The 20,971-nt window shown below is 38.4% G+C and carries 19 protein-coding genes and 1 pseudogene; 6 read left to right on the forward strand and 14 right to left on the reverse strand.

The window, feature by feature from the left end:
- Nucleotides 1-24: 24 nt before the first annotated feature.
- Nucleotides 25-1,545 (reverse strand): succinyl-CoA:acetate CoA-transferase ScpC, encoded by a 1,521-nt coding sequence (gene scpC, locus ACIQ2D_RS12955; RefSeq protein ID WP_402864632.1) that lies wholly within the window; start codon nucleotides 1,543-1,545, stop codon nucleotides 25-27.
- 312 nt (nucleotides 1,546-1,857) lie between these two features.
- Between scpC and chrR the strand changes: the two genes are divergently transcribed.
- Complete coding sequence (gene chrR / locus ACIQ2D_RS12960) at nucleotides 1,858-2,589, forward strand: class II chromate reductase ChrR (RefSeq protein ID WP_402864634.1); 732 nt, start codon at nucleotides 1,858-1,860, stop codon at nucleotides 2,587-2,589.
- A 204-nt stretch (nucleotides 2,590-2,793) separates the two neighbouring features.
- Nucleotides 2,794-3,219, forward strand: coding sequence for a hypothetical protein (locus tag ACIQ2D_RS12965; RefSeq protein WP_402864636.1), 426 nt, complete (start codon nucleotides 2,794-2,796; stop codon nucleotides 3,217-3,219).
- 47 nt (nucleotides 3,220-3,266) lie between these two features.
- Here ACIQ2D_RS12965 and ACIQ2D_RS12970 read toward each other — a convergent pair whose 3' ends face one another.
- Nucleotides 3,267-4,946, reverse strand: coding sequence for a hypothetical protein (locus tag ACIQ2D_RS12970; protein WP_402864638.1), 1,680 nt, complete (start codon nucleotides 4,944-4,946; stop codon nucleotides 3,267-3,269).
- Between the two features lie 136 nt (nucleotides 4,947-5,082).
- Between ACIQ2D_RS12970 and ACIQ2D_RS12975 the strand changes: the two genes are divergently transcribed.
- The 3 genes from ACIQ2D_RS12975 (at nucleotide 5,083) to ACIQ2D_RS12985 (ending at nucleotide 8,074) form a co-directional block, all read left to right on the forward strand.
- Nucleotides 5,083-5,733, forward strand: coding sequence for a lysoplasmalogenase (locus ACIQ2D_RS12975; RefSeq protein WP_402864640.1), 651 nt, complete (start codon nucleotides 5,083-5,085; stop codon nucleotides 5,731-5,733).
- 29 nt (nucleotides 5,734-5,762) lie between these two features.
- Nucleotides 5,763-6,992 carry a peptidase T gene (gene pepT / locus ACIQ2D_RS12980; protein ID WP_402864642.1) on the forward strand — a complete coding sequence of 410 codons (1,230 nt, stop codon included), beginning with the start codon at nucleotides 5,763-5,765 and terminating at the stop codon, nucleotides 6,990-6,992.
- Nucleotides 6,993-7,111: 119 nt separating this feature from the next.
- Nucleotides 7,112-8,074 carry a DMT family transporter gene (locus ACIQ2D_RS12985; protein ID WP_402864644.1) on the forward strand — a complete coding sequence of 321 codons (963 nt, stop codon included), beginning with the start codon at nucleotides 7,112-7,114 and terminating at the stop codon, nucleotides 8,072-8,074.
- A 119-nt stretch (nucleotides 8,075-8,193) separates the two neighbouring features.
- Here the strand turns inward: ACIQ2D_RS12985 and ACIQ2D_RS12990 are convergent, their stop codons facing one another.
- Both ACIQ2D_RS12990 and ACIQ2D_RS12995 read right to left on the reverse strand, forming a co-directional pair.
- The gene (locus ACIQ2D_RS12990; RefSeq protein ID WP_402864646.1) at nucleotides 8,194-9,456 is read right to left on the reverse strand and encodes a hypothetical protein; all 1,263 of its coding nucleotides are present in this window, start codon (nucleotides 9,454-9,456) and stop codon (nucleotides 8,194-8,196) included.
- 332 nt (nucleotides 9,457-9,788) lie between these two features.
- The gene (locus tag ACIQ2D_RS12995) at nucleotides 9,789-10,220 is read right to left on the reverse strand and encodes a DUF4395 domain-containing protein (RefSeq protein WP_402864648.1); all 432 of its coding nucleotides are present in this window, start codon (nucleotides 10,218-10,220) and stop codon (nucleotides 9,789-9,791) included.
- Between the two features lie 160 nt (nucleotides 10,221-10,380).
- On the opposite strand from ACIQ2D_RS12995, the gene ACIQ2D_RS13000 reads away from it, so the two are divergent.
- Nucleotides 10,381-11,091, forward strand: a complete 711-nt coding sequence (locus ACIQ2D_RS13000) for a Fe-S oxidoreductase (protein WP_402864650.1) — start codon at nucleotides 10,381-10,383, stop codon at nucleotides 11,089-11,091.
- A gap of 67 nt (nucleotides 11,092-11,158) precedes the next feature.
- Here ACIQ2D_RS13000 and ACIQ2D_RS13005 read toward each other — a convergent pair whose 3' ends face one another.
- The 10 genes and pseudogenes from ACIQ2D_RS13005 to ACIQ2D_RS13050 form a co-directional block, all read right to left on the reverse strand.
- Complete coding sequence (locus ACIQ2D_RS13005; protein ID WP_402864814.1) at nucleotides 11,159-12,115, reverse strand: nucleoside hydrolase; 957 nt, start codon at nucleotides 12,113-12,115, stop codon at nucleotides 11,159-11,161.
- Nucleotides 12,116-12,136: 21 nt separating this feature from the next.
- Nucleotides 12,137-12,805 (reverse strand): annotated as a pseudogene (locus ACIQ2D_RS13010) (N-acetyltransferase); the annotation flags it as partial.
- Between the two features lie 12 nt (nucleotides 12,806-12,817).
- Nucleotides 12,818-13,927 (reverse strand): mandelate racemase/muconate lactonizing enzyme family protein, encoded by a 1,110-nt coding sequence (locus ACIQ2D_RS13015; protein WP_402864652.1) that lies wholly within the window; start codon nucleotides 13,925-13,927, stop codon nucleotides 12,818-12,820.
- 74 nt (nucleotides 13,928-14,001) lie between these two features.
- Entirely contained in the window at nucleotides 14,002-15,111 is a 1,110-nt protein-coding gene (locus ACIQ2D_RS13020; protein ID WP_402864654.1) for an amidohydrolase, read from the reverse strand.
- 141 nt (nucleotides 15,112-15,252) lie between these two features.
- Nucleotides 15,253-15,396: a hypothetical protein gene (locus ACIQ2D_RS13025; RefSeq protein ID WP_402864656.1), complete on the reverse strand. Its 144-nt coding sequence runs from the start codon at nucleotides 15,394-15,396 to the stop codon at nucleotides 15,253-15,255.
- 167 nt (nucleotides 15,397-15,563) lie between these two features.
- Entirely contained in the window at nucleotides 15,564-17,612 is a 2,049-nt protein-coding gene (locus ACIQ2D_RS13030) for a TRAP transporter permease (RefSeq protein WP_402864658.1), read from the reverse strand.
- The gene (locus ACIQ2D_RS13035) at nucleotides 17,609-18,118 is read right to left on the reverse strand and encodes a DUF1850 domain-containing protein (RefSeq protein ID WP_402864660.1); all 510 of its coding nucleotides are present in this window, start codon (nucleotides 18,116-18,118) and stop codon (nucleotides 17,609-17,611) included. Before ACIQ2D_RS13035 ends, ACIQ2D_RS13030 begins: the two co-directional genes overlap by 4 nt.
- A 93-nt stretch (nucleotides 18,119-18,211) precedes the next feature.
- Nucleotides 18,212-19,228, reverse strand: a complete 1,017-nt coding sequence (locus ACIQ2D_RS13040; RefSeq protein ID WP_402864662.1) for a TAXI family TRAP transporter solute-binding subunit — start codon at nucleotides 19,226-19,228, stop codon at nucleotides 18,212-18,214.
- 269 nt (nucleotides 19,229-19,497) lie between these two features.
- Nucleotides 19,498-20,049 carry a superoxide dismutase family protein gene (locus ACIQ2D_RS13045; RefSeq protein WP_402864664.1) on the reverse strand — a complete coding sequence of 184 codons (552 nt, stop codon included), beginning with the start codon at nucleotides 20,047-20,049 and terminating at the stop codon, nucleotides 19,498-19,500.
- Between the two features lie 129 nt (nucleotides 20,050-20,178).
- The gene (locus ACIQ2D_RS13050; RefSeq protein ID WP_402864666.1) at nucleotides 20,179-20,910 is read right to left on the reverse strand and encodes a LysM peptidoglycan-binding and 3D domain-containing protein; all 732 of its coding nucleotides are present in this window, start codon (nucleotides 20,908-20,910) and stop codon (nucleotides 20,179-20,181) included.
- Between the last annotated feature and the right edge of the window lie 61 nt (nucleotides 20,911-20,971).

Consider the following 20,971-nt stretch of genomic DNA (forward strand, 5'->3'; position numbering starts at 1 on the left):
CGACTTCAAGGCTTTTCCATCATTTTATTTAGAGAACGCAGGATCTTTCATTGTGCCATTTTTCGCTAAATTCACATGCCAAGATAAAGCTTTTTCTAAGTCATGTGGTGTATGGTGGCCACCTGTTGCTTCATTTGCATCATTGAAGTAAGCCCATAATTGCTCGCGATAATCTGGATGCACGCAGTTATCGATAATAAGACCAACACGCTCTTTCGGTGCTAAACCACGTAAATCAGCTACTCCTTGCTCTGTTACGATGACATCTACATCATGCTCTGTATGGTCTACATGTGACACCATTGGTACGATACTTGAGATGCTGCCGCCTTTTGCGTATGATTTCGTCACGAAAATACCTAATCGTGCATTACGCGCGAAGTCTCCTGAACCGCCAATACCATTCATCATTCTTGAGCCTGATACATGTGTAGAGTTTACGTTACCGTAAATATCTACTTCAAGCGCTGTATTCACAGAAATTAACCCGAGTCGACGGATAATTTCTGGTTGATTTGAAATTTCTTGTGGACGTAATACTAGTTTGTCAGCGTATTTTTCAAAGTTACCGTACACGCGGTTTCCTACTTCTTCAGATAGAGTGATAGAAGTAGCAGATGCAAAGCTTACTTTGCCTGCATCGATTAAATCAAATACTGCATCTTGTAATACTTCTGAATACACTTCTAAGTTTTCGAATTCAGAATCCTTGAAACCTAGTAATACAGCATTTGCTACTGAACCTACTCCAGATTGTATTGGTCGCAAGCTCGTAGTTAATCGACCTACTTTAATTTCATCACGTAAGAAATTAAGTAAGTGATTCGCCATAGTATCTGTCTCTTCATCAGCAGGAACAATTGTTGATGGAGCATCTAAAATATCTGAAACAACGATACCTTTTACTTTATTAAGATCTAGTGGGATACCGATTTGTCCAAGACGATCAGATACATTTAGCAACTGAATTGGATCACGCTTACCTTGTGGCCCTGGCACATAAATGTCATGGACACCCTCTAATGCATCAAGTTGCGCTACATTTAGCTCGATAATAATTTGGTCAGCTTCTTGTACGAAGATTGGTGAGTTACCAACAGAAGTTGTTGGAATAAGTAAACCATCTTCTGTAATAGCAGTCGCTTCAATAATTGCGAAGTTGATTGGGCCAATGATTCCTTGGCGTACTAACTCTGCGTTATGTGAAAGATGAGCATCAACAAATGTGATGTCACCACTGTTAATTTTATTACGGATACCCGCATCTGCTTGGAAAGGTCCACGCTTGCGAATAACGCCTGCTTCTGCTAGGTATTGGTCAACTTCTGGTCCAAGTGATGCACCTGTATATACATCTACCTTGAAACTCTCTGTTTTCGCTTTTTCTACAAGTGCAAGCGGTACCACTTTTACGTCACCAGCACGTGTAAATCCACTCATACCAAGTACCATGCCATCCGAAATCCAAGATGCTGCTTCCTGGGCTGTTACTACTTTGCTTCGTAACTGTTCATTACGAATCTTTTTCGCTACTTTTTCTTCCATTTTTTATTCCTCCATCCTATTTGTGATTACTTCAACTAGATTACTTGTCCAATCCATTGGTACACCCAACCAATTGTGGAGAATACAGATCAAATAACCCGTCGCATATCCAATTTTACACCAAACAGAACATTTATACCATATCTAAGAAAATATTTTACTTTACGAGTTAATTATGGGTTTTCACACATTATCCAAGAATAGTTTTAAGACCATACTATTTATGTTCACACATGGAATTCATTCGATTTTACGAGAGAAGCGTGATATGCTTTTGTTAATTACATACATATCGCAAAGGAGAACTATCACATGGTTAAAGAATTATTACGCAATCACTCTTCCGTTCGAATCTACGACGGCAATCCTATCTCTAAGGATATAGTTGAAGATTTAATCGCAACAGCGCAAATGGCTGCTACATCACATTTTGTCCAAGCATATAGCGTTATTTGGGTAACAGATGAAGCGAAAAAAGAAAAATTAGGATTATTATCTGGTAATCCACGTCAATATGAAACCTCTGGTGGAGCTTTTGTTTTTTGCGTAGACTTTAAGCGTCTACAAATGGCTGGCAAATTAGAAGGTGTTGACATCGTTGCGGATTCAGCAGAAAACGTGCTTGTCGGCGTTGCGGACGTATCCTTATTCGCACAAAACTTTGTGATCGCGGCAGAATCTATGGGCTACGGTATTTGCTATATTGGTGGCGTACGTAACAAGCCTGAAGAAATTAGCGAACTGTTTAACTTACCAGACTATGTATTCCCATTATTCGGTCTAACAATTGGCGTACCTGCTCGTCGTAATGAAGTAAAGCCCCGTTTACCAGTAACAGCTGTGCTTCATGAAAATGAATATAACCTTGAAAAATACGAGGAGCTTTTACCGGCTTACAATGAAACAATGGAGGCTTACTATAATAGCAGATCCTCTAACCGTAAAATCGATAACTGGACAAAACAAATGGCTGATTTCTTAATTGATCAACGTCGTCCGCATATAAAAGATTTCTTGGCAAACAAGGGCTTTAATTGGAAATAATTATTTGCATATGTGGAGTTACTATCGAAGGATAATAACTCCACATTTTTCATGTTATGAAAAAATAATCACTCACAAATAGTCCATTTGTCTTTACATAGTGGAATATTGCCTTTGAAGATTAAACGAAAAGACTCTTTCTATTCCCAAAAATTCCTTTAATATTAAAAATGGGAGCTCTATATCGAAAGGAGTTGTGCTAAAGTGCCCTATTTAAATAAAGATCTTGCTCGTACCTTAGAACTGCAACATAAAAGATCTGTCAGAGGTTTATTTTTAAAAATTCAAGACTTAAATAATGAATGTACGATGTTAAGAAAACGGATTGTTGAGCACATTGACTTAACTCAATACAGTGATGCCATTGATTACGTAAATAAATATGTTACACATACTTCTATTTTAAATTTAAAATTCATTACTAATACCCAAAATTTAGAGGTCGTTGTTCTACACGCAATCCTTCTAGAATTTATATTAACAAGTGAGACCGCTCAATCTTTCGACTATGAAAATCAATTGCTCGAAGGCTATATAGAAGAAATTTTAGCATTGAATGAGCATGCTCCAACTCTATTTGCTAATCATAAAGAAAAGATGCTTCAATATATAAACTCCCAAATAACATAAAAAAAGACGATCACAGCAACATCACATTGCCCTGATCGTCTTTTGGTCTATTGTAAGCCTTTTATGATTAGTTTCCGAACTGGCAAGAATTGTTCACCTGTATCCCCGTACGTTACCAATACTTCATCGCCTACTTGTAAATAGATTGTAAGTGGCTCTGTCTCTGCGCTGACTAAGTAATTTTCACCGTTATCTAGTAAGAACGAAACTTCTGTGTAATCACCAAGTCGTTCCTTATAAACACGTTGCACTTTCCCACTTACAGTTTTCTCCTCGGCACTCGAACTGCCTTCTACCGTACTACTGCCTCGACTTAATGCTGTTTTATATAATTTTAGTGCTTCTTTAGGTGTTGTAGCATACGCTGAAATTTCAGGATTCGCCGCTGACACGATGAAATAATTTTGTAGGAAACCATTTGCATCTAGTACGGCTGTTAGCCAACTTGCTTCACCATAGAAGTTATACAGTATAGGCATTTCCCCTGACCATTTTTTCTCGATAAATTTCTTTTCAATAATTTGTAATGCACCTTGCGAATCCATATATGATGCATCTTGGTTACCTGTGTAATATGTCGCTTTGCCTGTTCTAGCATTCGTTAAAGAATAACCAAGCATCGAATCGACACCCTCTTTAGGACTTGTGAAATCAGTGAAGTAATACATTTCACCGTTCTCATTAAAAATTGGGCTGACATTCGATTCTGTTCCTTCATCTGAAGGTAACTTCACGTCTTTTTTCCCAAAAAGACTATTCCAGTAACCATGTACATAATTTCCATAATAGCTATTTTGCAGACTCACTGTTTCAGGCGATACTGCTCCGTCGATAAACTCTGGTACATCTGCAAGTTTAATCATTTCTGATTTACCGGATAATGCATCTACTAACACAATTCCTTGAACATCGAAACCGTTACGTGCTGAGATAAACTCACCGTAAGAGCGAATGTAGTATGGTTTGCCATCATCATCGACTTCTAGTTGTACATCCCCGTAGAAAATAAGGAATGGATGTTGCAAGCGCATATGACGCTCTAAGTTTTTGTTTAGATATGCAGAAGGAACATATTTCATTTCCTGCGCCACGAATTTCGGATTATCCGCAGAGTCTGTCGCACTCATCGTGAAGTAACCAGGTGAAGTCCCACCGTTCATCCACTTAAAGAAGCCTGAAAACTCAACAGGTGCGATGTAGACATACTTACCATCCACCTTTTGAATTTGTAAACGACCTAGCTCATAATAGCTCGTATTTGGCACTTGACCAAAGGCTTTTTTCATTTTATTACGCACGAATTTCGGTGGAACGCTAGCAGGTGTCTGTGTTTCATCGAATGGTTTAATTTCGACTTCCGTCTTCATTTCTGCTGACTGGAACTTTTCATTAGCATTCCAAAGTGGAGCTGATAATACATAACCAGCAACGACTAAGCTGGCTAAAAATAATACACCTTTGATTTTACGTTCAATACCAGTCGCAAGAAAAGCGCCAGCCAATGTTAGTACAATTATAGCTGGCCAAAACACAAGCCAGTTCACGTCAATTTTTGTGACATACAATGTAATCCCCGTTGCTAAAAAGCCAACAATAAATGCACCTACAAAAAAGTAGCCAATTACTTTTTTGGATTTTCCATCTTCTCTTTTTTTCGTAACAAGCGGCGTTAATAATACGCTCGCAATTAATGCAATAACTGCCGATGCAATAAGCAGTTTAATCATTCTACTCACCCTTTCTCAACCTACTGTCTAACTTATTTACGTTTACATACCGAAAAAGTTTCAATCATAAAAATAATATAAATACACAGGTATTCGTAGAAAAATAGCGAATTTTATGTGAGAGGAGTTGAAATACATGGCAAAAAAATTATTAATTAGCTGTATTGTCTTATTTGGTCTTTACTACATTTTTTTCTTTTCTCATATTCCCGAGGATTTGACGCTCATTTTCAAAGTCATTCCTATGATTCTCATCATTATTCTAGCTGCTATGCAAAAAGTACCTCACATTAAAAAATATCAACTACTTATAATAGTTGGACTTATTTTTTGTATGATCGGTGACTATACATTGCAATGGTTTTTATTCGGGCTTACTAGCTTTTTAATCGGGCATATTTTTTATATTTTTGCCTTTGCCAGTACGAACGAACGTAAATTACCGACTTGGGCTAAGCTTTCCCTTGCAGCGTATGGTGTAATTATGGGTACATGGATTGCTGGTACAGTGTTTACTTCTGGTGAAACAGTGCTAGCGGTTGCAGTAGTCGCCTATGTTTCTGTTATTTTCATGATGGGTTGGACGTCCATTCGTACTGGATCTACATTAGCACTTATTGGTGCCCTATTGTTTATTTCATCTGATTCCTATTTAGCTATTAATAAATTTGTAATGCCGCTACCTTATGCTCACGAGGTTATTATGCTGACATATTATAGCGCGCAATTACTCATTGCTCTGAGCATCCTTCAATATTCCGATATTCGAAGCAAAGTGATACAATAAATGAAAATTACTCTTGAGGAGGAAATATTATGAAAGAACAAGTAATTGAACGATTAATTCGCTATGCGAAAATCGATACACAATCCGACTTTACAAGCGAAACAACGCCTTCCACACAGAAGCAATTCGACTTATTGTATATGTTAAAGGACGAACTTGCTACTATCGGCTTAACGGATATTACGTTAGATGACAACGGCTACTTATTTGCAACGCTTGAAGCTAATACAGACAAAGAAGTACCAACAATCGGCTTTTTAGCGCATGTGGATACAGCAACAGACTTCTCAGGAACGAACGTCAATCCACAACGTATCGACAACTATGATGGTGGCGATATTCAGTTAAATTCCAACTTAGTCATGTCGCCAGCAGATTTCCCAGAACTTAAAAACTATATTGGCCAAACTCTTATTACAACTGACGGAACAACACTATTAGGTGCTGATGATAAAGCGGGTATCGCTGAGATTATGACAGCAATGGATTTCCTAGTAAAAAACCCTCACATTAAACACGGTAAATTACGTGTGGCATTTACACCTGATGAAGAAATTGGGCGTGGTCCACATAAATTTGACGTAGAAGCTTTTGGTGCTGACTATGCGTACACGTTGGATGGCGGTCCACTTGGCGAACTGCAATTTGAAAGCTTTAATGCGGCAGGAGTGAAAGTCATTACTAAAGGTACGAGTGTACATCCAGGCTCTGCAAAAAATAAAATGGTCAACGCCATTACAACGGCGATTGCCTTCCAAAATGAAATGCCTGCAGATGCTGTACCAGAAAAAACAGAAGGTTATGAAGGGTTTATCCATCTAATGAACTTCAATGGTTCAATCGAGCATTCAGAGCTTTCTTACATCGTTCGTGACCATGATCGTCAAAAATTCGAAGCAAAAAAACAGCTGATGCGTGATGCCGCTACAAAAATCCAATCACAATTTGGTGAAAATGCGTTAACCATTTCTATCGAAGATCAATATTATAATATGGGCGAAAAAATCGAGCCTGTAAAAGAAATCGTGGACATTGCCCGTATAGCAATGGAAAAATTAGATATAACACCAATCACACTACCGATTCGTGGTGGTACAGATGGCTCCCAGCTTTCATATATGGGCTTACCTACACCAAATATTTTTGCAGGTGGCGAAAATATGCACGGTAAATTCGAATATGTATCTGGAGAAACGATGGAAAAAGCCACACAAGTGATTATTGAAATTGTTGAGCTATTTGAACAGCAAGGTAAGTAATTGAAAAATTGCTACGGAGAAGGGTCCCTTCTTTGTAGCTTTCTCTCTTTTGAAAACTGAATTTTCAAATTACATATCGAGATTTTTGAGTGACTTAATCAAAATGAGGTGAAGTTGATATGAAGGAAATTGCATTAGGTATTTTAGCTTCTTTATTTTTTGCAGTAACATTTATTTTAAATCACGCAATGGAAATGCAAGGTGGTAGCTGGTTATGGAGTGCTTCATTACGCTATTTTTTCATGGTGCCATTTCTACTTGTCATAGTTTTTTATCGTAAAGGATTTAAACAGCTTTCAGGAGAGATGAAGGCTCAGCCTGTTTCTTGGCTATTGTGGAGCTTTGTCGGCTTCGTCTTATTCTATGCACCGCTAACATTTGCTGCGGCATTTGGACCAGGCTGGCTCGTTTCGGGTACATGGCAGTTTACGATTGTTGCAGGCGTATTGCTCGCTCCCCTTTTCGTTTCTGTGATCGCAGACAAAACCGTACGTCAAAAAATACCGCTCGTATCTTTACTGATTTCATGTGTTATTCTAGTCGGCATTTTATTGATTCAAGTGCCACAAGCACAGTCGGTTCCACTAAAAAGTTTGCTACTAGGTATTTTACCAGTCGCTGTAGCTGCATTCGCTTATCCACTTGGTAATCGTAAAATGATGGACGTTTGTGGTGGTCGCATTGATACGTTTCAACGCGTACTTGGCATGACGATTGCATCGATGCCAGCATGGATTGTGATGGCTATTTATGCACTAGCGACAGTTGGACTTCCTTCTATGAATCAAGTTCTACAATGCTTATTAGTCGGTATTAGCTCCGGGGTCATTGCGACCATTCTATTTTTTATTGCAACAGACCGTGTACGAGATCATCAAGGCAAACTAGCCGCTGTTGAAGCTACACAATCAACAGAAATTATTTTCGTTATTATTGGAGAAGTACTTCTGTTGGGTATTGCCTTCCCAGATCCAATTGCACTTGCCGGACTCGGCGTCATCATTGTAGGTATGCTATTGCACAGCTACTATACAATGCTACTGGGTAAAAGGAATTCTACCGAACAATCGTTATCTTCTTAGATTAAAGCGACTGTCTAATAAGTACCTAAAATCAAACAGGTGAGGAAAAACGAATTGTTTTTCCTCACTTGTTTGATTTTATTGATATTTTCACCCTACACTCAAAAAAAGTAAAGAATTTATTTTTCATAAGACGTTAGTCCCCTGATAAAACCATAGCCTGGTGCAAAAATATCACCAAAGGGCGTTTCCACAACATTGCTAAATGTGCCTGCTTCTGTTGTGTATGTGTAATGAATTGCACGAATAAATCCTTCTTCTATCGAATCGCTAAATTTTCTAGTCATTCTTGAGCCTTCTGTAACTGGCTTTTCAAAAACATATTTGATACCATCCTTTTCATAATTAAAGGTTTTTTCTGTTTCATAATAGTCAATGAACTTATTAACGTTCTGCGCTTCAAAACGATTATTAGCCGTTCTCTTATATACACCAGCCCCATAATCTAGCTGCTGAAGCGTATCATTTGGCAAGAAAGACGTTGTAATAATCGGTGATTCGTTCGGTCTTATGGTAGCTAGAGCTTGTTTCGGTACACTATATACTTCCCCATCTATCTCAATCCAAGCTGTCGTATCATTTTCTGTCAATAATACTCCTTCATCAAAACGTTTTAGCTCTTTTTGACTTCCATTAACCTCAGCAATTACACCATATCGAATATAGCGTTTCCCTTGTTTTTTCACAGGTTCGAGTAATGTTACAGGGTAATAGAGTCCAGAACCTACCATAAGGTATCCATTAATTTCAATTCCAAGTGATGGAAAAGCAGTTCCTTTTGAATTCTTTCTCGACCCTTTCGCTCCATTCATTGGACCGTATAACTCCTGTGCATCAGCCGTTAACATATAGAGTCCTTCGTCTCTTTTCGTTGTTTCGACAATGCGAATATCTGCTCCATCAATAGAGTGATCAATAGAATCACCAGTCTCATTATAATCAGAGTAGAATAGGTTTTCACGAATGGAAATATTATGATAAACGACACCAGCTATATAATGACTTCCATAGCTCTGGTCTTGGCGATTGATGTTGATATAGCCTGGATTATCATAAAGAGAAGCACGGATATCCAGAGGTATTTTCTTAAAAACAACTAAATCCGTTGCTTGCACACGATAACCCGAGCTCATCCAATAAAATGTTTTATTATCATACTTTTCGATATTATACACCCTGAAATAGTTGTTATGCTTGACTGTCATCGAGCTATACGTACCGTTTGCATTCTTCTTATACACTTTTACATCTTTGGTAAAGGTCATTTTTCCCGTTTGTCCCTTTACAACTTGTGCACCGTCCCACTGCAGCTCTGCTTTAGATGATTCTGGGTTTGCTAAAAAGACTAAAACGATGAGCAAAGTGATAACATATTTCTTCATTTATTCCCCTCCATTTATTTCTAATTAAACTTCTACTTTTAATTCTAGCATACGCGCCCTTCAATTAACCAAATTTAACCACCTAAAACTAAACAAAAAAGAGCGACTTATCCACATGTGAATAAGTCGCTCTGAGATTTTCACGTTCCTAAAAATGAGGGGGGCTTTAGGACCGTTTCATGAACTAGCAAACTTCTGGAGAAAAGTAGCTAAAGTCCATCCTCTTTACACTCGTTTTGTAATGAGGAATAATCTTTATATGATAATGATAATCATTATCAATTAAAAAGTCAATAACTTTTCTGACATTTAATTAAATATTTTTAAAATGGTTACAGTGCCTTTTTAAGCGAACGTCGATACTGCCACTGTTTTAATTGAAAGTGCAAAAAACAACCAATACAAAATCCTGCAATTGCAATGGAGGAAGCAGTCGCGACCATTATTGTAAATACATAGCCCATCACTTGCCAACCTAATAAGAATCCCATCAATCCTCCCGCTAAACAGAAACTAGCAATACTCGAATTAAATTTTTGTTGCTGTGCATCTTCTGGTATATAGGCAGATGGTTCTTTTTTCAAAAAATACTTTCCCACTCGGATAATTGGATTAAAATTGCATAGAACCCCTAGTAAATTAGCTACTAAAGGAATCGCTAATAACCAAACACTCCCCGTTACCCATGTCAGTACAACACTTAACAAAATAGTCCACTGATTGAGACGAACAAGCGCTCTTGCTATTGAATACGGCTGCTTCACATTAAAACCCACCTTCCATATATGTTTAATGTATTTTATAACATTGTATTCCATTTGTGAAGCAAAAGTTATTAACTTATAATAAGAAAAGTAGCAACTTTCTCCAATGGACAGTACGCTAATCTAAATGAAGATGACTTGAAAAGAAAAGGTGATGGAAATGCCAGCATTAACAATGGATCAAGTACGACAGCTCAATTCGTACAGCATTTACACAACAGAACCTAAACGGACATTATTTACGTTAGCAGATATACATAAGGATTTTTATCATGACGATTTTTTACAGCTAATGATGGGCATTACCGATGCTGCAACGGAAACTGCAGCAATTTCTCATTTTTCACGACGCTACGGTATGTTTTTTGCGATGCAGTTATACATGCTTACTGCATACGATGAAGTTTGGGATGGGAAACCCCTTGAAATCCGTTTCGATGCTACAAAAGAATTTGGTGCATTCACCGTTAGCATGTTCGTCAATCCAAATGATTGGCGCTATGTAGACGAGGAAGAACGCCAAGCCGTTATCGAAAAAATCTTATATGATGCGCATGTTATTGTTCAACAACTCCGCAAGGTAACATCTATTTCTCCACTTACTATTTGGGAGAATTTCTTTGGCTATTTGCTGTGGCATTATCATACATTGCTATCAAACCCAGGACTAGCTGACCAAGCGATGGGGGATATTGAAATTTTAGAAGACCCAAAAACATGGGCACGCTTCTCCAATAAATCCTGGTGGGCTGAATATACAAGTAAGCGTAGCCCCTCAGATTTAGTAAATATCCCTGTTCGTAAAACTTGCTGTTTTTCTAAAGACATACCAGGCTTGATGGCATGTGGTTTTTGTCCACTAAAAAAATGAATAACATGTAAATACACTAAGAAAAAGCCTTACCTTCCACATTTCTGTGAAAAGTAAGGCTCATTTTTCATTTAATTCTTTTGCTGATTGCTTCAACTGCCTGCATAAATTGCTCAACAAATGCCTCTCGTTTTACCGAATGAAGTACCTTTACATTTGGCGTTTTACCGCTTGCACCCATATAATCAACGACTGTTGTACCAGCTGTCACGCCATCTAATGAGACCTCCACATAACAATCCTGTCCCTCAAATAATTCTGGAGATAGCACATAAGCAACTGCACATAAATCATGGAAACGAATAGTTGAATCGTAGTTTTCCGCGTGAAATGGCGTTCTTTTCATCACACCTAAGTAAAACGTTAGCATTTTCACTACCTTGTCCGAAAAATCGGTACCTATTGCTGCAATATGCTGCGTTTCCTCCACAGTTATATACGCCTTATGAGTCACATCTAGACCACTCATAACAATCGGCAATCCCGAACGGAAAACAATTTCAACCGCATGTGGATCAACATAAGCGTTAAACTCAGCAGTTGGAGACATATTGCCACCAACAGCCGAACCACCCATCCAAGAAATCATCTTAATTTTCGACTTTACCTCAGGATGCGCTAATAATAAAGCAGCAATATTCGTTAAAGGACCCGTCGCTACAACTGTGACTGGCACTGGACTAGCTAATAATGTTTCGACCATTGCCTGCACTGCAGGTCGCTCACTGCATTGTAATGTTGGGGCTGGTAAATCAACATTACCAAGACCGCTCTCACCGTGAATATCCTCTGCTACCTCAAGCTCACGTAAAATTGGTTTATCCAACCCCCGCGCCACTTCAACATCCGCACCAATATAACTTAAAAAAGCACGTGCATTATAATTTGTTTTATCCTGAGATATATTACCCGCAGCTGTTGTCACAAGTAAAACATCAAGTTCTTCACTCGCACAGGCTAGCGTCAGCATCATCGCATCGTCAATGCCTGGATCTGTATCAATAATCATAGGAATTTTACGCATGTTAACTACCACCTTCTTACATTCTAAAAACCACTCACCATCTTGTTGCACCATACTTACGCCAAGCCAGCCCTCTTTTAGTAAAGTTTGCTGCGCTTCCGTATCCGCCATATGAATACGTGTTGTCTCACTATATTGTTGCTCAACATCTTCACGTAAATCCTTCATGAACACATAGCGCAACTTACCACCATACTTCAGTTTCAGTGCTACCACTCGCATGCCCTGCGCGAATTTATCCTTAAGGCTCGCAATATTAAATGGCATGACTGTCGCACAAATATAGTCGAAGCGTGAACGGTCTAATTCCTGCATCACAACCTGTGCTAAAGTACGTTGAAGTCCATAACCTCGATAGTTTGGATGTACAGCAGAAATTTCTTGATAAGCAACCCTTGGCAATACATGTTCTGCAAGTCCGGCATCACGCCCTAAATGTTCGTCATCTAGTGGCGGATCTAGTAATGCACGAAAAGCAATTAATTCTTCGCCTACAAAAGCACCGACCATGACACCGTGATCCCCTAGTAAAAATTGTAATTCTTCTAGCGACAAAGGCTGTAATACCTTCTTGTCTTCTAACGCTGCAATAACATCTTGCTGTACGTTTTTTATAGCTTCGATATCCGCCATGCTTAAGCGTCGTACTGAAAAAGGTGTGTCTCCTAACATTCCCTCATAAATTGACATGTGTAGGACCTCCTATTTCACCACTGCAGAATATTGACAAAGTTCGTTTAAAATCACTTCATCTACATCAATACCTAAACCTGGACGTTCATTTAATTGGATAAATGGCACATCATAGTGCAAGTTCCCAATATCTTTAGAGAATTTTAACGGACCTGTTAATTCCACACTTTTAAAGGCCTTACTTGCAAATGCCACATGGAAACCAGCAGCTGATCCAACAGAAGATTCAACCATTGAGCCAATTTGGCACTCGATGCCTGCCATCTCAGCCATATGTGCCAACTTAATCGCCGGGTAAATTCCACCGCATTTCATTAGCTTTATATTAACTTTATCGGCTGCGCGTTTTGCAATAATCTCACGCATTTCTTTTTCACCATGTAAACCTTCATCAATCATTAAAGGGATTGTTGTTTTAGATTTGATTTCTACCATTGCGTCAATGTCATCTGCTAGCACTGGCTGCTCCAACCAATCAATACCTAGCGCTTCTAGCTCACGTAATACTGGCATTGTGTTACCGCTTGTTTTCCAACCTTGGTTGACGTCTACACGAATCGCCATCTCATTCCCTACTTCTTCACGTACTGCGCGAATTCGTTCCACATCTTTTTGTACTTCCGTACCGACTTTCATTTTGAAAGAACTATAGCCTTGCTTTACGCGTTCAGCCGCTTCTTTGGCCATTTTTTCAGGTGCCCCAATACTTAGTACATGTGTAATCGGGAATTTCTCATGATAGCGTCCACCTAATAATTGATAGGCTGGTACATTTAATTTTTTCCCAGCAAGGTCGAAACATGCAATATCCATCGCCGCTTTTGCCGCAGGAACACCACGTACAACTGAATCCATAAGTTCATGAATTCGCTCAAACTCTAACGGATTTTTGCCGATTAATAACGGAGCTAGTTTTGTTTTCAGAACAGCATATGTCGACTCTGGCGTTTCACCTGTGACATGATCGTCTGGAACGGATTCTCCCCAACCAACAAGCCCACATTCTGACGTCATTTTCACAATAATTGAAGGCATTGAAGGATATGTATCATAGCTTACGATAAATGGTTCAATTAATGGTAAATCAATTGCAAAAATCTCTATTTCTTGTATTTTCATTTTAAAAATCCTCTCTTTTTAAGCATGTACGTGCAAAAGGGCTCTCTTTTTAGAAAATAAGAGGCCCCTTTCATTTATCTTGCAGCGTTCATTAATGTTTTCGCAAGTACTTTTGCACCTACGACCATTGCTTCTTTTTCAAATGTCATGTTGGGATGATGCAAACCTGGTCCTAAATTTGCGCCTACACCTATCATTGTTGCTTGCAGTGATGGTTTACGCACTGTATAGAAGTGGAAATCGTCACTTCCGGGTGTCATAATAGGATCCGCTAGTCCTTCCATACCGACTGCTTCTATAATCGATAACTCTGCAATTTTAGCAGCATGTGGTGATACTTCTGCTCCTGGTGTCATATCAAGCCATTCCCATTCAAGCTCGATCTCAAATTGATTTTGTATATAGCTAAAGCCCGATTCGATCATGTGCTTCACTTCTTCAAGTACTTGATTTTTTTGAGCACGTACATCGATAGAAAATGTTGCAGAGCCAGGAATAATATTAACACTTCCGCCGTCTGCAATCATCTTCGTTAACTTGGCAGAGTAAACTTCGGCAGGATTTATATAAATATTTTTTAACATTTGTTGAATGCCGAACAGTACATCAATGGCATTTTTCCCTTGATGTGGGCGTGCACCATGCGCATCAACTCCAATAATTCTACCTTGCAGAAATACTGCCGCTCCATGATGTATAGCAGGTGTTACTTTGCCAAATGGCAACTCTTCCTGTGGACGTAAATGTACGCCAAATAATTGTGTCACATCTTCAAGTACATTTCGATCAATCATCGCAAGTGAACCACCACCTGTTTCCTCGGCAGGTTGGAAGATCAAGCGAATGCGCTTATTAAATGTTTCATTCTTTATTAGCGTCAAGGCACCTAACACCATTGAAATATTGGCATCATGTCCACACGAATGATTTGCTCGCATTTCACCATCGACTTCTTGCCATAAGGCATCGATATCTGCACGAACTGCAATAACATCTTCACCTCGACCAATTTCAGCAATAAGACCAGTACAGTCTTCAAATGTCTGAAATGACACGTTCATTTCTTTTAAAATTGAAGCAATTTTCTTAGTTGTTTTAAATTCCTTCCAACTTACTTCTGGATAGTTATGAAAATGGTCAAACCATTGATAAATCGTTTCTTCTAAGCTTATTGTTTTCCCCATTGATACACCTCGAGATTGCTTATTATCCGTCTATTATACAATAATTTATTTTGCAAATATTAATAATTTGCTTTAATTGTTTGAAAAATGCATAAAAAAAGCAGTACCGATGTTTTATTGAAACTCGATACTACTTATATTTTATAAACTTGTGAAGAAACCTTCTGGAAATTCTTCATAACGTACTTGTTTAAAAGAATCTTTACTTTCTTCCTCTTTCGCCTGTATTTCAAGCTCTTGATCCATTAAGTACGTCTCAAATTTTGAGTTTTGTAATGTTGTCATATAATCCACCCCTTATAGATAGAATTTTCTGATAAATGAATTATACAACGATTCTTCTCGAAAAAACAACAACCCATGCTCATTATGCATAATAAGTATATATTCCATCTCAAAACGAGATAAAAAAAGCGCGGTCCCTCGAAAGGAACTGCACTTTTCTAGATATATTAAGCTGTTACGCCTTTGGTTTGACCATTTTGATCGTCACTACCGTTGCCGCCCAACTTATGTTGTGTTAAGTACTGAATAATAAACATGACAATGAAAATACCTAATCCAGCCCAGTCTGAGAATTTTTCTGGATAGATTAATAGCAAACCTGCTCCAAGCGCAATAATGCGCTCAATCCATAGCATTTTACGGTACCAGAAGCCGATAACACCAGCACCAATTGCAATCATACCTGTAATAGCCGTAAACACTACCCAAATAATCTGTGGAATCGTAGTATCAATCATTAATAATGCTGGTGAGAAAATAATCATATACGGTATGATAAATGCCGCTATCGCTAACTTCGCCGAATTGACCCCTGTTTTTATTGGGTCACCACCAGAAATTCCTGACGCTGCAAATGCGGCGAGTGCTACTGGAGGTGTAATATCGGCAATAATCCCAAAGTAGAACACAAAGAAATGTGCCGATAATAAAACTACCACTGGTACTAACTCTTGTGGTGTATTCGGTGATAATAAAGCAACGATTGCTGGTGCCGCTATTGTAGAAGTAATAACATAGTTTGCCGTTGTTGGTGCACCCATCCCTAAAATTAGCGATGCAATCATTACGAATACTAACGTTAAAAGTATACTTCCACCGGCTAAAGCTACTAAACTATTAGCTAAGCTTAAACCTAATCCAGTTTTTACAACTACCCCAACGATAATACCTGCACATGCCGTAGCCGCAACTACGCCAAGTGCTGTACGCGCACCTTCCACTAATGCATCAACAACATCACGTGGCTTTAGACGTGTTTCTTTATTAAACATCGAAACCCCAATTGAAATGAGTATTCCGTATAGAGCTGCATGCATTACAGGAGTACCCGTTAACATTAAAATAATAATTGCTACAATCGGCAATAGTAAATAAATTTTCTTAAATACTTCTTTACGATCTGGCATTTGATCGTCACGTAAACCACGTAAACCAACACGTTTTGCCTCAAAATGCGTCATAATCCAAATGCCTGTAAAATATAAAAGAGCTGGGATTGCAGCTGCCTTTGCAATATCCCAATACGTAATACCACGACCGATGAATTCTACCATTAAGAACGCTGCGGCACCCATAATTGGTGGCATTAGCTGACCACCAGTAGAAGCCGCTGCCTCAACAGCACCTGCGAATTCTTTTCGATACCCTAGCTTTTTCATCATTGGAATTGTGTATGAGCCTGATGTTACTACATTGGCTACCGAACTCCCTGAAATTGTCCCTTGTAGAGCACTAGAGAATACCGCCACTTTTGCAGGTCCACCAATCAGTTTTCCCGCAAACGCTACAGCAAGATCGTTGAAATACTGCCCTACACCCGTTTTCACCAGGAATGCACCAAATAATAAGAAGACAAAGATGAAAGTTGCAGATACACTAATCGGTGTACCAAAAATACCATCTGTTGTATAGTACATAAGGTTAACAATACTTTCTAAATCTTGGCCACGGTGAGCCATAAATGCAGGGAAATACGGACCATAATATGCATAAATTAAGAAACATATAGCAATAATCGTAATTGGTATACCTACTGCTCGACGGGCCGCCTCAAGTACAAGTACCACCGCAATCAAACCAACTATAAAATCTAACTGTGTAATGGTACCATTACGATTGATAAGCTCTGTGTAATTTGCTGACCAATAAGAGCCTACCGCTATAGATAACAACGCTAAAATATAATCAAACCAGACGATTTTATGCTTCGCTGCTTTTTTTCGAGCAGGGAACAACAAAAATATAAGTGTTAATCCAAAACCTAAATGGATAGTACGTTGGATTTGTGCCGGAAATTGACCAAATATTGCAGTATATAATTGAAACAATGAAAATGCTAATAATCCAAAGAAAATCACATGTTTCATAACCCCTGAAACTGTACGAACATTCGATTCGATATCATACTTTTCCAGAATTGCTTGTTGTTCTTCAGCAGATATTTGTTCGAATTCCTCTAAGTTTGGTTCGTTGTTTGGCTCATGTTGTTTTATCATTTCATCCTAACTCCCTTCCACTGTTCATAAAGTGACACTTGCTTCACTTGAAACAAATAGGACTTCCCTCTTTGTAAATCCTTTTTTAAATCATATTCCAAACCCTCATACTCAAATACTAGATCGATATCTAAATCTCCAATATAAATCGTGAAATTTTCTAGCATCGTCTTTTCAAACTGTAAATAATACTTACCATCATGATGCGTTAACGTTTGACCTTCCTCTGCATAACCAGGCATCCCGATCGCTAAATTCTCATACTCCATTCCCAACATTTGAATTCGATTATCTTCTGTATATTGGTAGTGCTCAAGTACATCTGATTTATGAATAGAATGCGTATAACGTATGCGAAATGAATTGTCGGTAGTTGCTGAGATATAATGCATTATCGGCTGGTCGGTGCGTGTTTCCGTAAATGCGAATACCTTTTGAAGAGGAAGAAAAACAATTGCCATTCCTACTACACATAATAGGCCTATTACTAAACTCCACGTTCGCATTACATCTGTTCCTCCACTTTAAAAGCCATTCGCTTTTCATGTAAAAAGAGGCCCGAAGCTTTACGCACCCCGAGCCTCTTTTGTACTGTTTACTTATTTCTTTTCATCAAAGTATTTCTGAGCACCTGGGTGAACCTCAATACCGATACCATCTAAAGCAGTTTCAGCCTTGATAAGTTGACCTTTAGGATGCGAAATTTTTTCAGTGTTGTCATAAATAGCTTTTGTCATATTGTAAACAACATCTTCTGGTAAATCCTTTTTTACTGCTAACATAGCAAGAACAGAAACTGTTTCTACGTCATTAGCTAGACCGTACGTACCAGCTTTTACTGTATCTTTTGCGTAGTATGAGTATTTCGCAATTAACTCGTCAGCTTTACCAGCATCAACGCCGATAATATTAACTTTTGTTGTTGCGTTTAATGCTTCAACAGCAGCTGTTGGCGTACCCGCCGTGATAAACGCAGCGTCAATTTGACCAGCTTGAATACCGTCAGTAGATTCACCAAAGTCTAAGTTTTGTGGCTTAATATCATCCATTGTTAAACCATGGATTTCAAGTAATTGCTCAGCGTTTGCGTAAGTACCAGAACCTGGTGCACCTACAGATACTTTTTTACCTTTTAAGTCTGCATATGTTTTAATACCTGAAGCTTCAGTTGTAACTAATTGAACTGTCTCTGGATAAAGCGCACCTAAAGCAGAAAATGAGTCGATTTTTTCTTTAAACATCATCTTACCCTCAGTTGCATAATAAGCGATATCAGTTTGTACGAATGCAATTTCACCTTTATCATCTTCTTGTAGCGCTGTCATATTAGCAGCTGATGCTTGTGAAACTTCCGCTGTTGTTTTAATACCCGTTTCAGTTGTGATTAAATCTGCAAATGTTCCACCAAGTGCATAGTAAGTACCTTGTGTTCCACCTGTTAATAAGCTTAAAAATTTAATATCAGATGCTGGCTTGTCAGTTGATGCTGAATCCCCACCCGCATCTTCTTTATCAGCGTCTTCTTTCTCTTTTCCACTATCAGATCCACATGCCGCTAAAATCAATAGCGCAAAGGCACTTAATAGCATTAATAATCGAAACTGTTTTGTCTTCATATTAACCTTCCCCCTTAAATGGTAATAATAAGAATCTATTTAAAACTATCAAACCTAGTATAATATTGTCAACTAATTTAAAGTAAATTCAGTCTTTTATAATTATACAAATATACTAAAAATCATGTTTTTACTAACATTTAACTATATTCTATTAAAATCATTTTTTATCTAACATACACACATTTTTGCTTCCACATACAACTAATACACGAATAAAAAAGCGCAAAAAAATAAGACATAAATTAATATTATGCCTTTATTTCCCACTATTCAATGACACCGCAAGCAATTCTCTTACCCGAATTTCCTGCAGGATTTGTTTTATAATCGTCTGCTACTTCATGAATGACAAGCGCACTACCGTCTTGGTCAAACAGAGAATTTTTCACATTCTTTTGTAATGTAAGACCCTCCGCTACAAACGTTAAATCTACAGCTCCATCTTCTCCAACCATTATATTTGGTAAGTCACCTAAATGATATCCCTTCGGATTCAACTTACCATGCTCTTTCCCTGTCGGATTAAAGTGTGCTCCCGCTGATTCAAATGTAGGCGCTTCACATTTCCCCGTTTCATGGATGTGAATCCCATGCTCTCCAGGTGGCAATCCAGTTAAAGCAAGTGTCATCTTTACACCGGCATCTTGCTCTTCCAAGTAAACATTTCCATAGCTCTCATTTTGAGCTCCTATAACTTTTGTTGTCGCCGTTAACGATGGGGTTGCTGTTACAGAAACTTGCTCTTTTTCCTTATCAAAAAAATTACAACCTCCAACGAATACTAGTAAAGTAGCTGCCAACAAACTTACTTTTTTCATAAATAACACCTCCCTCTATTACTGATAGTGCCCATCTCTTTAAAAATTTATGCATTTTTGTGGCTGTTGGCATCTCTTTCCCCATAGAAAAAGACTGCCTCAAAAGCTTTTGAGACAGCCTCTTCCCCATTAATTTAATACTTTAAGCGTTACAGTACGAACTCCCCAATTTCTAGCTTGTCCATCAGACGGAATGAATACATCGATTTTATTGCCCTTTATTGCACCACCAGTATCTGCTGCAATTGCCTCGCCATACCCCTCTACCCAAACTTTTGTGCCTAGTGGAATTACACGTGGATCTACAGCAATTACTTTTTGATTTGGATTGGATCGTAGGTCTGTTCCGTTTGCTGTAATACCTGAGCACCCTTTACAATACGCTGTATAGGCTGTCGCACGCATTGTGTATGTTTTACCACTTGGACTTGGACCTGCACTTGCACTAACTGGTTTTTTAGACGGTGTAGCCTTTGAAGTAGAACGCGCTACAGTCGAACGTTTTGTCTTAGCGGCTGATGCCTTAACAGCTAATGTTTCATCCGTATAAATTAAATTCGATGAAAGATTATTCCATGTTATAAGGTCACCTACAGTTACGCCATGAATTTTCGCAATACTGAACAATGTGTCGCCCTGTTTTATTAAATAATTACCATCAGCTGGTAACTTCTGTTTTGAGTTACTAATTGTTGATTTTAGTGCATTTAACTGCTGTAACTCCTCTACTGATAAATCATAATTTTTCGATATCTGCCATAATGTATCCTCTTGCTTTACTTCTTGAGCTAAAGATGGACTTGCAAACATACCTATACTAAGTGTTAATGCTACAGCTAAAGCTATTGCTTGTTTCTTCATAATAAGTAATTCCTCCATATCTTTTTAGATTTCTCACAATCTGTTGCTAGCATGATTGACC

This window comes from Lysinibacillus sp. NPDC097287 (genome assembly GCF_044761695.1).
In the GTDB taxonomy this organism is placed as follows: domain Bacteria; phylum Bacillota; class Bacilli; order Bacillales_A; family Planococcaceae; genus Lysinibacillus.